The following is an 11896-nucleotide window of genomic DNA, read 5'->3' on the forward strand; positions in this document are numbered from 1 at the left end:
GCGGCCCTTGCTGGGAGAGGTGCTGCCACCGGAAGTGAAGTCTCCGGTGTTACATGCTGGAGGAGGGGGACGAGCACCAGATGCTCGCCCGCCTTTGGTGCCTGCATTGCACAGGCCCCCCGTACCGACTCAGCTGAAGAATTCCTTCGCCTTGTCGAACCAGCCCTTGTCGGTCGGGCTGTGCTTCTCGCCGCCCTTCTTGAGCGACTCGTCGAGCTCCTTGAGCACCTTGCGCTGGTGCTCGGTGAGCTTCACCGGCGTCTCGACGCGCACGTGGCAGTACAGGTCGCCCGGGTAGCTCGAGTTCACGCCCTTGATGCCCTTGCCGCGCAGGCGGAACTGCTTGCCGCTTTGCGTGCCTTCGGGAATGTCGATGGCCGCCGCGCCCTTGAGCGTGGGCACGTTGATCTCGCCGCCCAGCGCCGCCGTGGTCATGCTCACGGGCACCACGCAGTGCAGGTTGTCGCCGTCGCGCTCGAAGATGTCGTGCTTCTTCAGCCGGATCTCGATGTACAGGTCGCCCGGCGGGCCGCCGTTGACGCCCGGCTCGCCGCTGCCGGTCACGCGCATGCGCTGGCCATCGTCGATGCCGGCGCGGATCTTCACTTCGAGCGTCTTGTTGCGCTTGATCTTGCCCTGGCCGTGGCACACGGTGCAGGGCTCGGGAATGATCTTGCCGCTGCCGTGGCAGGTCGGGCAGGTCTGCTGCACGCTGAAGAAGCCCTGGCGCATCTGCACCGCGCCCGCGCCGTGGCAGGTGGTGCAGGTGATGGGCTTGGTGCCGGGCTTGGCGCCCGAGCCGTGGCAGGTGTCGCATTCGTCCCAGGTGGGAATGCGGATCTCGGTGGTCTTGCCTTCCGCCGCTTCCTCGAGGGAGATCTCCATCGCGTAGCTCAGGTCGCTGCCGCGGAACACTTGGCGGCCGCTGCTGGTGCGCCCGCCCCGGCCACCGCCGCCGCCGAACACGTCGCCGAAGATGTCGCCGAAGGCCTCAGCGAAGCCGCCGAAGCCTTCCGCACCCGGGCCGCCGCGCATGTTGGGGTCGACGCCGGCATGGCCGTATTGGTCGTAGGCCGCGCGCTTTTGTCCGTCGGACAGCATTTCGTAGGCTTCCTTCACCTCCTTGAACTTGGCCTCGGCGTCCTTGCTGGTGTCGCCGTGGTTGCGGTCGGGGTGGTGCTTCATCGCGAGCTTGCGATAAGCCTTCTTGATTTCTTCCTCGCTCGCGTTCTTGGGGACGCCGAGGGTTTCGTAGTAGTCGCGTTTGGTGGCCATGGCAGGTCGGTCGGGGGCTCGAGGGGGCAGCGGGAACTCGGTAACTTTTGAAGCGAGAAAGGCTGGAGCACCCTTTCAGGTGTTCCAGCCTTGCTGAAGGTGCTGAAGATCAGCCCTTCTTGACTTCCTTGACTTCGGCGTCGACCACGTTGTCGTCGGCCTGCGCGTGTGCAGCAGCTTCCGCGCCAGCCGGACCGGAGGCGGCCGAGGCGCCGGCCGCGGCCTGCGATTCGGCATACATCTTCTCGCCGAGCTTCTGGCTTGCGGTCATCAGCGTGTTGGTCTTGTCCTCGATGGCGGACTTGTCTTCACCCTTGAGGGCTTCTTCCAGGTCCTTGATCGCGGCTTCGATCGCGTCCTTCTCGGCGGCTTCCAGGGTCGCACCATGTTCGCCCAGCGACTTCTTCACGCTGTGCACCATGGCTTCGCCCTGGTTGCGGGCCTGCACGATCTCGAGCTTCTTCTTGTCGTCTTCGGCGTTGAGCTCGGCGTCCTTCACCATCTTCTGGATCTCGTCTTCGCTCAAGCCCGAGTTCGCCTTGATGGTGATCTTATTTTCCTTGCCGGTGCCCTTGTCCTTCGCGCCGACGTGCAGGATGCCGTTGGCGTCGATGTCGAAGCTCACTTCGATCTGCGGCGTGCCGCGCGATGCCGGCGGAATGCCTTCGAGGTTGAACTCGCCCAGCGCCTTGTTGCCCGAGGCGATGTCTCGCTCGCCCTGGAACACCTTGATGGTCACGGCCGGCTGGTTGTCTTCCGCGGTCGAGAAGGTCTGTGCGAACTTCGTCGGGATCGTGGTGTTCTTGGTGATCATCTTGGTCATCACGCCGCCCATCGTCTCGATGCCGAGCGACAGCGGGGTCACGTCCAGCAGCAGCACGTCCTTGCGGTCGCCCGAGAGCACCTGGCCCTGGATGGCGGCGCCGACAGCCACGGCTTCGTCGGGGTTCACGTCCTTGCGCGGTTCCTTGCCGAAGAAGGCCTTCACCTTTTCCTGCACCTTGGGCATGCGGGTCATGCCGCCGACCAGGATCACGTCGTTGATGTCGCTCACGCTGATGCCGGCGTCCTTGATGGCCAGGCGGCAAGGCGCGATGGTGCGCTCGACCAGCTCGTCGACCAGGCTTTCCAGCTTGGCGCGGGTGAGCTTGATGTTCAGGTGCTTCGGCCCCGAGGCATCGGCCGTGATGTAGGGCAGGTTGATGTCGGTCTGCGCGCTGTTCGACAGTTCGATCTTGGCCTTTTCAGCGGCTTCCTTCAGGCGCTGCAGTGCCAGCACGTCCTTGCTGAGGTCGACGCCCTGGTCCTTCTTGAACTCGCCGATGATGTAGTCGATGATGCGCTGGTCGAAGTCTTCGCCGCCCAGGAAAGTGTCGCCGTTGGTCGACAGCACTTCGAACTGCTTCTCGCCGTCGACGTCCGCGATCTCGATGATCGACACGTCGAAGGTGCCGCCGCCCAGGTCATACACGGCGATCTTGCGGTCGGCCTTGTCCTGCTTGTCCAGGCCGAAAGCCAGGGCCGCGGCGGTGGGCTCGTTGATGATGCGCTTCACGTCGAGGCCGGCAATGCGGCCTGCGTCCTTGGTGGCCTGGCGCTGGGCGTCGTTGAAGTAGGCCGGCACCGTGATCACGGCTTCGGTCACGGTTTCGCCGAGGTAGTCTTCCGCGGTCTTCTTCATCTTGCGCAGGATGTCGGCGCTGACCTGTTGCGGGGCCATCTTCTTGCCGCGCACTTCCACCCATGCGTCGCCGTTGTCGGCCTTGGCGATGGTGTAGGGCATCAGGTCGATGTCCTTCTGGACTTCCTTTTCCCCGAACTTGCGGCCGATGAGGCGCTTGATCGCGTACAGCGTGTTCTTGGGGTTGGTGACGGCCTGGCGCTTGGCCGAGGCACCGACGAGCACTTCACCGTCTTCCTGGTACGCGACGATCGACGGCGTGGTGCGCGCACCTTCCGAGTTCTCGATCACACGCGTGGTGTTGCCTTCCATGATCGACACGCACGAGTTGGTGGTGCCGAGGTCGATGCCGATGATCTTTGCCATGTTCTGTACTCCTGAAAGCCTGAAAAATATGTTGTTATGAACTTGTGGATAACCCGGCGCGATTCAAGGGATGACGCGGGGATTTCCTGTGGGAATCTTGTGTACGGGTGTGCCGTTTACTTGGGCGCGCTGACCGTGACCAGCGCCGGGCGCAGCACGCGCTCGTTGATGGTGTAGCCCTTCTGCAGGACGGTCACCACGGTGTTGGGTTCCTGGTCGGCGGGCACCACCGAGATGGCCTGGTGCTGGTGCGGGTCGAACCTGGTGCCGGCGGCCGGGGCCACTTCGATCACCTTGTTGCGTTCGAGCGCGCTCTTCAGCTGGCGCAGCGTGGCTTCGGCGCCTTCGCGGATCTGCTCGGGGGTGGCGTCCTTGATGGCCAGGCCGGCTTCGAGGCTGTCGGTCACCGGCAGCAGGCTTTCGGCAAACGCCTCGACGGCGAACTTGCGGGCCTTGGTGATCTCGTCGTCGGCGCGGCGGCGGGCGTTCTGCACGTCGGCCTGGGCGCGCAGGTACTGGTCGGCCAACTCGGTGTTCTTGGCCTGCAGCGCGGCCAGTTCGGCCTGGGCCGTGGCCAGGGCGGCGAGGGCATCGGCTTCGTTGGCGGCTTGCGCGGCCTCCAGTTCTTCGGGGCTGGGCTCGCCTTGCAGCATTTGCGAATTCTGTGCGGATTGTTGCGGGTCAGTCATTTTTCAAAGAACGGCGTGCGCCGGAAAACAAACGATAGCCAGCCACTTGGGGCTGGCTGGGGGCATTTCAAGCCAAAAAATGCGGCAAAAAGCGCAAGAAAAGGGCTGCTCAGGCATGAAAAAGGCCCGAAACCGGGCCTTGGAGCCTGTGTTTCGAACGCTCAGTGCGCGTCGAGCAGTTCGACGTCGAACTTCAGGGTGGCGTTCGGGGGGATCACACCGCCGGCGCCGCGGGCGCCATAGCCCAGCGATGCGGGAATGATCAGCGTGCGCTTGCCGCCGATCTTCATGCCGGCCACGCCTTCGTCCCAGCCCTTGATGACCTGGCCGGCGCCCAGCGAGAACGCGAACGGGTCGTTGCGGTCGCGGCTGGAGTCGAACTTGGCGCCTTGCACGCCGTCGTTGTAGAGCCAGCCGGTGTAGTGCACATGCACGTGCTGGCCGGCCTTGGCTTCGGCGCCGGTGCCGACTTCGGTGTCTTCGTATTGCAGGCCGGAGGGAGTGGTAGGCATGGGAAACGCTCCTTGCGTCGATGGGTGTGAAATGGAATCGAAGGCGGGGAGTTTACCGAGGCCGGCCGAGGCGGCCTGTCGTCGCTCAGCCTTTGCTGCTGTCGTCCGTGGACGGCGCGGGCGGGACCGGCGCGGAAGCGGGTGCCGCCACGGGGGCGGGAGACGCGGCAACGGCGGGTGCGCCCGAAGCATCGGACGCCGCCTGCACCGCCGCCGCTGCAGGTGCAGCTGCTGAGGGAGCGGGCACAGCCACCGCCGCCTTCTTGAGCTGTCCCAGCTGCCACTTGCCCGCGAAGGCCTGCAGGTCGGACAGCCGCTTGAGCAGGTCCTGCCCGCTCAACGTGAGGCTGTAGCCCTCGCTGCCGTGGCCGACGAGGCCGGCCTCGCGCAGTTCCTTGATGCGCGTGTTCAGCGTGTTGGGAGTGATGCCGCCCACGCTGTCCTGCAGCAGGCGGAAGGTCTGGGCATGGCCGTCGCGCAGGGCCCAGAGCACGCGCAGCGCGTAGCGGGCTTCGAGCAGGGCAAGCAACTGGCTGACGGCTGCGTTTTCCTTGGTACTCATCGACATCATCTCCTCGAAGCTGGGCGAGCCACCGGCCTGGGGGCCGACCGATGTCTCGTGTTCTTGTGGTTGGTCAGGGACCGTTCTGTGGGCCGGTCACTATAGCGCAAAGGATGAGGATGCTACTAGTTTTATAGCTGTCAGGGCATGCTGCATGCGGGTTGTGAGACAAAGCCTCACAAATTCGCCTCAGAGTGTCGCGTAATCGGCCATGGCCTCGCCCAGCCGGATGGCGCGCCCCGGCGCCCACTCGGGGTTGAAGGCCAGCGCGGGCTTGGGGAACAGCATGACGACGGTCGAGCCGAGCAGGAAACGGCCCATCTCGTCGCCCTTGCGGATGTCGATCTGCTGGTCGTTGTAGCTCCATTCGCGCAGTTCGCCCACGCGCGGCGGGTTCACCACGCCGTGCCACACCGTGGCCATGCTGCCGACGATGGTGGCACCCACCAGCACCAGCACGAAAGGCCCGCGTGCCGACTCGAAGACGCACACCACGCGCTCGTTGCGCGCGAACAGGCCGGGCACGCCGCGCGCCGTGGTCGGGTTCACCGAGAACAGGTCGCCGGGCACGTGGATCATGCGCACCAGCCGCCCGTCGCAGGGCATGTGGATGCGGTGGTAGTCCTTCGGGCTCAGGTACAGCGTGGCGAAGCTGCCGTGCGCGAACTTCGCGGCCAGCGTGGCGTCGCCGCCCACCAGCGCGGTGGTGCTGTAGTTGTGGCCCTTGGCCTGGAAGATCTGGTCGCCCTGGATCGCGCCGAACTGGCTGATCGCGCCATCCACCGGGCAGATCAGGTCGGTCTGCGCGAGCGGGCGCGCGCCGGGCTTGAGCGCGCGCGTGAAGAACTGGTTGAAGCTCTTGTAGTGCTGGATGTCCGACTCGAGCGCCTCGCCCATGTCCACGCCGTACTTGGCCACGAAGCGCCGGATGATCCACGTCGTGACGGCGCCCCGTTCCTTGCCCGCGACCCAGCCGGCGAAATTGGTCAGGGCCTGTTTGGGGAACAGGTATTGGGGCAGTACTGCGGAGCGGTCGGACACGTGGGGAGGGCCTGGAATGCGGAATCGGAGGGGCATTCTATAAAGGGCTTCCCGGGGCAGGCGTAGGAAGCTTCCCTCGGTTTGCAGCGCCGCGCGCGGCCTTCGCGCGCGGCGCTGAGACGCCAGTACGCCTTGCGCCGGGCGTTCAGTCCGCCTTGATCCCCGCGGCCTTGATCACCTGCGCCCATTTCTCCACCTCGGCCTTCTGGAACGCCGCGATCTGCTTGGTGCTCAGGTCGGCCGGCTCCATGCCGAAGCCCTTGAGCTTGTCCTGCATTTCCGGCGTGGACAGGATCGTGCGGATCTCGGTGTGCAGCCTGTCGACCACCGGCGCCGGCGTGCCAGCGGGCACGAAGATCGCCTGCCACGACACCACCTCGAAGTCCTGCAGGCCCGGCACGCCGGATTCGGCGATCGTCGGCACGTCGGGCATCGAGGCCAGGCGCTTCGACGAGGTGACCGCAATGGCGCGCAGCTTGCCGCTCTGGATGTGCGGGCCCGCCACCACGGTGGTGTCGAACATCATGTCGACCTGGCCGCCAATGGCGTCCTGGATGGCCGGGCCGCTGCCCTTGTACGGGATGTGCGTGAACTTCACGCCCGACTTGTAGGCCATCAGCTCCAGCGCCAGGTGCTGCGAGGTGCCCGTGCCGGCCGAGGCCGACGACAGCCCGCCCGGCTTGGCCTTGCTCGCCGCGATCACGTCCTTCAGCGTCTTGTAGGGGCTGGCCTGGTTGACCACCAGCACCACCGGGTTGGTGCCGATGAGCGTGACCGGCGCAAACGACTTCTGCGGGTCGTAGCCGATCTTCGGGTACAGGCTCACGTTGATCGCGTGCGAGCTGATGGTGCCGCCCACCAGCGTGTAGCCGTCGGGTGCCGCGCGCGAGCCCACTTCGGAGCCCACGCTGCCGCCGGCGCCGCCCTTGTTGTCGATGATCACGCTCGTGCCCAGCACGGTGCCGAGCTTCTGCGCGATCAGGCGGCCCAGCACGTCGGTGGTGCCGCCGGCCGGGAACGGCACGAGGTAGGTGATGGCCTTGCCCGTGGGCCAGCTGCCGCCGCCCTGCGCGAAGGCGGCGGGCAGGCCCGCGGCGAGCGAGGAGGCGAGGGCGGTTCGGATGAGTGTTCGGCGTTGCATGTGAAGGTCTCCTTGGTTTGTTCGTTCGTTTGGTGGCGAGGCGCCGTCAGGGCATGTCGACGATCTCGACCCAGTTCGGGTTCTTGCCCACGTCCAGGTGCTGCGGCTTGCCCAGCGCGCCGGTGGCGCCGTCGATGGCGTACATCGAGATGCCGTGCGACTCCTGCCCCGCGGCAATCAGGTAGCGGCCGGCCGGGTCGATCGCGAAGCCGCGCGGACCCTTCTCGGTCGGCGTCTGGCCCAGCGGCTGCAGCTGGCCGGTGGCGGCGTCGACCTTGAAGGCCGACAGCGTGCTCGACGTGCGTTCCGACGCGTACAGGTAGCGCCCGTCGGGCGTCAGGTGCAGGTCGGCGGCCCACGGCTTGCCGGTGAAGCCGGCGGGCAGCGTGGTCGTGCTCTGTTCGAGCTTGAGCGTGCCGCGCGCGGCGTCCCATGCGAACACGTGCAGCGCCGCGTCGAGCTCGTCGAGCAGGTAGACGTGGCGCTGTGCCTTGTCCCACGTGAAGTGGCGCGGGCCCGACTTCGCCGTGGTGGTGGTCAGCGGCGGATCGTTGGGCGCGAGCAGCCCCTTCTCGGCGTCGAAGCGCCAGCTCGACACGTTGTCGCCGCCCAGGCTGGTGGCCAGCACGAAGCGGTTGGCGGCGTCGGCATGGATCGCGTGCGCGTTGGGCGCGGTCTGGATCAGCTGGTGCACCGGGCCTACCGCGCCGTCCTTGCCGATGGCGTTGACCGTGATCTTCCCGCCCTGGTAGGAGGCCGCGAACAGCCACTTGCCGCTCGCGTCCAGGTCGATGTTGGCCATGCTGTCGGCCAGCGGCGCCTCGCCCAGCTTCTGCAGCTTGCCCGTGGCGGCGTCGATCGACAGCGCCGTGACGCGAAACGGCTGCGAGCGCAGCGCGGCGTACAGCACGCGCTTGTCGTGGCTCACCACCATCGGCATCACCGTGCCGCCGACGTGGAGCGTCTGTACGGGCTTGAGCACGCCCTGGGCGCGGTCCAGCTCGAGCACCGAGATCTCCTGGCTGTCGGCGTTGGACACATAGACCCAGGTCGCGGCCGAGGCCGTAGCGGTTGCAGCGGCGGCCGCGGCCAGGCACAACGCAGACGCGATGGTGGTGGTTGCTTTCATTGCGGCGGCGTTCAGGGCTTGATGTTGAGCTTGGTGATCAGCTGCTTGAAGTACACGTTGTCCTTGGCCAGCGTCTCCTTGAACACGGCGCCGTCGGTGTAGACGTAGCCCAGGTTCTGCTTGTCCATCACCTCGTGCATCAGCGGCTCGGCGGCGGTCCTGGCGGTCATCTCGCGCAGCTTGGCCATCACTTCGGGCGGCGTGTTCTTCGGCGCGCCGAGGCCGCGCCAAGTGCCGATCGACAGGTCGATGCCGCGCTCCTTGGCGGTCGGCACCTTCTCGAAGCCCTTCACGCGCTTGTCGGCCATCACCATCAGCACCTTGAGCTTGCCGCCCTGCACGTGCGTGGTGACTTCGGCCGGGCTCACCGCCACCGCCTCGATGTGGCCGCCGAGCAGCGCCAGCACCGCGGGCGCCGCGCCCTGGAACGGGATGTGGCCGAACCTGGCGCCGGTCTTGTCCTCGAGCGCCGCGGCGGCCAGGTGCCAGATCGAGCCGTTGCCCGAGTTGCCCACGCGCACGCTCTCGGGCGACTTCTTGGCTGCGGCCAGGAACTCCTCGATGGTGTTCCACGGCGCGTCCGCCTTCACGGTGATCGCGGCCGGGTCGGCGTTGAGCTGGGCGATGGGCTGGAAGTCGTCGTAGTTGAACTTGGCCAGGCCCAGGTGCGGCAGCGTCAGCAACTCGACCGTGAGCACCGCGAGCTTGTAGCCGTCGGGCTTGGCGTTGATGACCTCGGTCCAGCCGATGGCGCCGCCCGCACCGGGGCGGTTGACGATCACGATGCTCTGCGAGATGTGCTTGCGGCTGGCTTCCGAGAAGGCGCGCGCCAGGCCGTCGGTGCCGCCGCCGGGCTGGTAGGGCACCAGCAGCTCGATGGTGCGGTTGGGGAAGTCGGCCTGCGCGGCGGCCGGCGCGGCCAGCCCCAGCGAGAGGGCGGCGGTGGCCGAGAGCGCGGCAATGCCGCGCACGAATTGGCTTCGTTGCATGATGTCTTTTGTCTCCGTTGTTGATCTGATCCTTCAGCCCCGGGAATGCTTCCTCTGTGGGCTTCCTCACTGTCCTTGCGCGTCAGGGCATGTACTGCCCTCCGTTCACTTCGATGACCTGTCCCGTGACGTAGCTCGAGAGCTGCTCGGAGGCCAGGTACAAGAAGGCGCCCACGCATTCCTCGGACGTGCCCAGGCGGCCCATCGGGATGCTCGCGCGAAAGTTCTCCAGCATCGCGGGCGTCGAGAAGCGGTCCTGGAACGGCGTCTGGATCACGCCCGGGGCCACCGCGTTCACGCGGATGCGGTCGCCCACAAGTTCCTTGGCCAGGCCGTGCGTCGCCGTGCTCACGAAGCCCTTGGCGCCCGCGTACAGGTAGGCGGCCGGCCCGCCGCCGGTGCGCGCCGCGACCGAGGTCACGTTGATGATGTTGCCGCCGCCCTGCGCACGCATCAGCGGCACCACCTCGCGGCAGTAGGCGAGCACCGAGCGCGCGTTGATGTGCATCACCTCGTCGAACAGCGCGTCGTCGAATTCGGCGATGGGCACGCGCTTGACCAGGCTGCCCGCGTTGTTCACCAGCACGTCGATGCGGCCGAACTCGGCCACCGTCTGCTTCACGCCCTCGCGGATGGCGCCGGTGTCGCGCACGTCGGCCTTCACGGCAATGGCCGCGCCGCCGGCCGCGCGGATGGTCTCGACCACCTCGTTGGCCGCGGCCAACGAGCTGTTGTAGTGCACCGCCACGCGCATGCCGCGCGCGGCGAAGGCGACGGCCACGGCCGCGCCGATGCCGGTGCTCGCGCCGGTGACGAGGGCGGTCTTGTCCTTGAGGTCTTCCATGTCGGGGTGCTCCTTGGTTCCGTGTGCGCGGTATGTGCGGTGTGTGCGGTATGTGCGGTACGGGGGCGCTTCAGGTGACCGGCGCCGGGTTGAACAGAACCAGCGCGTTGTGCAGCTTCCAGTGCTCGGCCCAGGTCTTCTTGCGGCCGCTGGCCACGTCGAGCATCAGGTGGAACATTTCCCAGCCGATGTCCTCGATGGTGGCGTCGCCGTCGGCGATGCGGCCCGCGTTCACGTCCATCAGGTCGTGCCAGCGGCGCGCGAGGTCGCTGCGCGTGGCCACCTTGATCACCGGCACCTCGGCCAGCCCGTAGGGCGTGCCGCGCCCGGTGGTGAACACATGCAGGTTGATGCCGGCGGCCAGCTGCAGCGTGCCGCAGATGAAGTCGCTGGCCGGCGTGGCGGCGTAGATCAGGCCCTTCTGCGCGACCTTCTCGCCGGGCGCCAGCACGCCGGTGATGGGCGCGGAGCCCGACTTCACGATGGAGCCCATCGCCTTCTCGACGATGTTCGACAGGCCGCCCTTCTTGTTCCCCGGCGTGGTGTTGGCGCTGCGGTCGACCCGGCCCTTCTGCAGGTAGGCGTCGTACCAGGCCATCTCGCGGATCATGGCTTCGGCCACTTCCGGCGACGAGGCGCGCGCGGTGAGCTGGTCGATGCCGTCGCGCACCTCGGTCACTTCCGAGAACATCACGGTGGCGCCCGCGCGCACCAGCAGGTCGGTGCAGAAGCCCACGGCGGGGTTGGCGGTGACGCCCGAAAAAGCGTCGCTGCCGCCGCACTGCACGCCCACCACCAGCTCGCTGGCGGGCACGGTCTCGCGGCGGCGCGCGTTCAGGCGCACCAGGTGCTCCTCGGCCTGGCGCATGACTGCGTCGATCATCGACATGAAGCCGATGTGCTCGTCGTCCTGCAGGCAGACCACGTCGAGTGCGGCAGCGCCCTCGGCGTTCGCGGCCTCGCCGCGCTTGTCGACGATGGGAATGGTCCCCGGCGGCAGCAGCCGCTCGGGCTGCAGCTTCTCGCAGCCCAGGCTCACCACCATCACCTCGCCGCCGAAGTTCGGGTTGAGGCTGATGTTGCGCAGCGTGCGAATGGGCACGATGGCGTCGGGCGCGTCGATCGCCACGCCGCAGCCGTAGCCGTGGGCCAGGCCCACCACGTCGTCCACGTTCGGGTATTTGGGCAGCAGCTCGGCCTTGATGCGCTGCACCGCGAAGTCGATCACGCCGGCCACGCACTGCACGGTCTCGGTGATGGCCAGGATGTTGCGCGATCCCACCGAGCCGTCGGCGTTGCGGTAGCCCTCGAAGGTGTAGCCCTCCAGCGGCGGCAGGGCTGGGGGCTTGACGGTGGCGATGGGCAGGCCGTCGAGCTCGGGTGCCACGGGCATGCGCATCACGCGCTCGTGCACCCAGCTGCCGCGCGGCAGCGCCTTCAGCGCGTAGCCGATCACCACGTTGTAGCGGCGGATCTCGCCGCCTTCGGCCAGGTCGGCCAGTGCGACCTTGTGGCCCTGGGGCACGTTGTCCACCAGCACGAGGCCGTCGGCGAACGACGTGCCGGCCTTCAGGCCCCCGTCGTTCGCGACGATGGCCACGTTGTCGTCGGTGTGGATGCGGATGTAGAGCGGCGACGCTCCGGAGGCGGGATGGCTCATCGTGAGG

Annotated in this window: 11 protein-coding genes; all 11 read right to left on the bottom strand. The window is 67.2% G+C overall.

What is annotated here, in order from left to right:
- Window positions 1–129: 129 nt before the first annotated feature.
- A complete protein-coding gene (gene dnaJ, locus BM004_RS05910) occupies window positions 130–1275 on the bottom strand; it encodes a molecular chaperone DnaJ (protein WP_093124786.1) in 1146 nt (381 codons plus the stop codon).
- Window positions 1276–1384: 109 nt separating this feature from the next.
- Window positions 1385–3322 (bottom strand): molecular chaperone DnaK, encoded by a 1938-nt coding sequence (gene dnaK / locus BM004_RS05915; protein ID WP_093124788.1) that lies wholly within the window; start codon window positions 3320–3322, stop codon window positions 1385–1387.
- A gap of 116 nt (window positions 3323–3438) precedes the next feature.
- Window positions 3439–4011: a nucleotide exchange factor GrpE gene (grpE, locus tag BM004_RS05920; protein WP_093211799.1), complete on the bottom strand. Its 573-nt coding sequence runs from the start codon at window positions 4009–4011 to the stop codon at window positions 3439–3441.
- Window positions 4012–4172: 161 nt separating this feature from the next.
- Window positions 4173–4523, bottom strand: a complete 351-nt coding sequence (locus BM004_RS05925) for an FKBP-type peptidyl-prolyl cis-trans isomerase (RefSeq protein ID WP_013540334.1) — start codon at window positions 4521–4523, stop codon at window positions 4173–4175.
- A gap of 85 nt (window positions 4524–4608) precedes the next feature.
- Window positions 4609–5085 carry a winged helix-turn-helix transcriptional regulator gene (locus BM004_RS05930; protein WP_093212045.1) on the bottom strand — a complete coding sequence of 159 codons (477 nt, stop codon included), beginning with the start codon at window positions 5083–5085 and terminating at the stop codon, window positions 4609–4611.
- Between the two features lie 189 nt (window positions 5086–5274).
- Window positions 5275–6126: an archaetidylserine decarboxylase gene (gene asd / locus BM004_RS05935; RefSeq protein WP_093124794.1), complete on the bottom strand. Its 852-nt coding sequence runs from the start codon at window positions 6124–6126 to the stop codon at window positions 5275–5277.
- 145 nt (window positions 6127–6271) lie between these two features.
- Complete coding sequence (locus BM004_RS05940) at window positions 6272–7267, bottom strand: Bug family tripartite tricarboxylate transporter substrate binding protein (RefSeq protein ID WP_093211801.1); 996 nt, start codon at window positions 7265–7267, stop codon at window positions 6272–6274.
- 46 nt (window positions 7268–7313) lie between these two features.
- A complete protein-coding gene (locus BM004_RS05945; protein ID WP_093211803.1) occupies window positions 7314–8396 on the bottom strand; it encodes a lactonase family protein in 1083 nt (360 codons plus the stop codon).
- Window positions 8397–8407: 11 nt separating this feature from the next.
- Window positions 8408–9385 (bottom strand): tripartite tricarboxylate transporter substrate binding protein, encoded by a 978-nt coding sequence (locus BM004_RS05950; protein WP_093124801.1) that lies wholly within the window; start codon window positions 9383–9385, stop codon window positions 8408–8410.
- An 82-nt stretch (window positions 9386–9467) separates the two neighbouring features.
- A complete protein-coding gene (locus BM004_RS05955; protein WP_093211805.1) occupies window positions 9468–10229 on the bottom strand; it encodes an SDR family NAD(P)-dependent oxidoreductase in 762 nt (253 codons plus the stop codon).
- A gap of 70 nt (window positions 10230–10299) precedes the next feature.
- Window positions 10300–11889, bottom strand: coding sequence for a galactarate dehydratase (gene garD / locus BM004_RS05960; protein ID WP_093211807.1), 1590 nt, complete (start codon window positions 11887–11889; stop codon window positions 10300–10302).
- Between the last annotated feature and the right edge of the window lie 7 nt (window positions 11890–11896).

Origin of the sequence: Variovorax sp. OK212 (genome assembly GCF_900112425.1) — a bacterium.
In the GTDB taxonomy this organism is placed as follows: Bacteria; Pseudomonadota; Gammaproteobacteria; order Burkholderiales; family Burkholderiaceae_C; genus Variovorax.

Coding starts and splice junctions, on each gene's coding strand:
- dnaK (WP_093124788.1), bottom strand. CDS start 3,322: ATGGCAAAGATCATCGGCATCGACCTCGGCACCACCAACTCGTGCGTG.
- garD (WP_093211807.1), bottom strand. CDS start 11,889: ATGAGCCATCCCGCCTCCGGAGCGTCGCCGCTCTACATCCGCATCCAC.
- BM004_RS05950 (WP_093124801.1), bottom strand. CDS start 9,385: ATGCAACGAAGCCAATTCGTGCGCGGCATTGCCGCGCTCTCGGCCACC.
- BM004_RS05940 (WP_093211801.1), bottom strand. CDS start 7,267: ATGCAACGCCGAACACTCATCCGAACCGCCCTCGCCTCCTCGCTCGCC.
- BM004_RS05925 (WP_013540334.1), bottom strand. CDS start 4,523: ATGCCTACCACTCCCTCCGGCCTGCAATACGAAGACACCGAAGTCGGC.
- dnaJ (WP_093124786.1), bottom strand. CDS start 1,275: ATGGCCACCAAACGCGACTACTACGAAACCCTCGGCGTCCCCAAGAAC.
- BM004_RS05945 (WP_093211803.1), bottom strand. CDS start 8,396: ATGAAAGCAACCACCACCATCGCGTCTGCGTTGTGCCTGGCCGCGGCC.
- grpE (WP_093211799.1), bottom strand. CDS start 4,011: ATGACTGACCCGCAACAATCCGCACAGAATTCGCAAATGCTGCAAGGC.
- BM004_RS05930 (WP_093212045.1), bottom strand. CDS start 5,085: ATGAGTACCAAGGAAAACGCAGCCGTCAGCCAGTTGCTTGCCCTGCTC.
- BM004_RS05955 (WP_093211805.1), bottom strand. CDS start 10,229: ATGGAAGACCTCAAGGACAAGACCGCCCTCGTCACCGGCGCGAGCACC.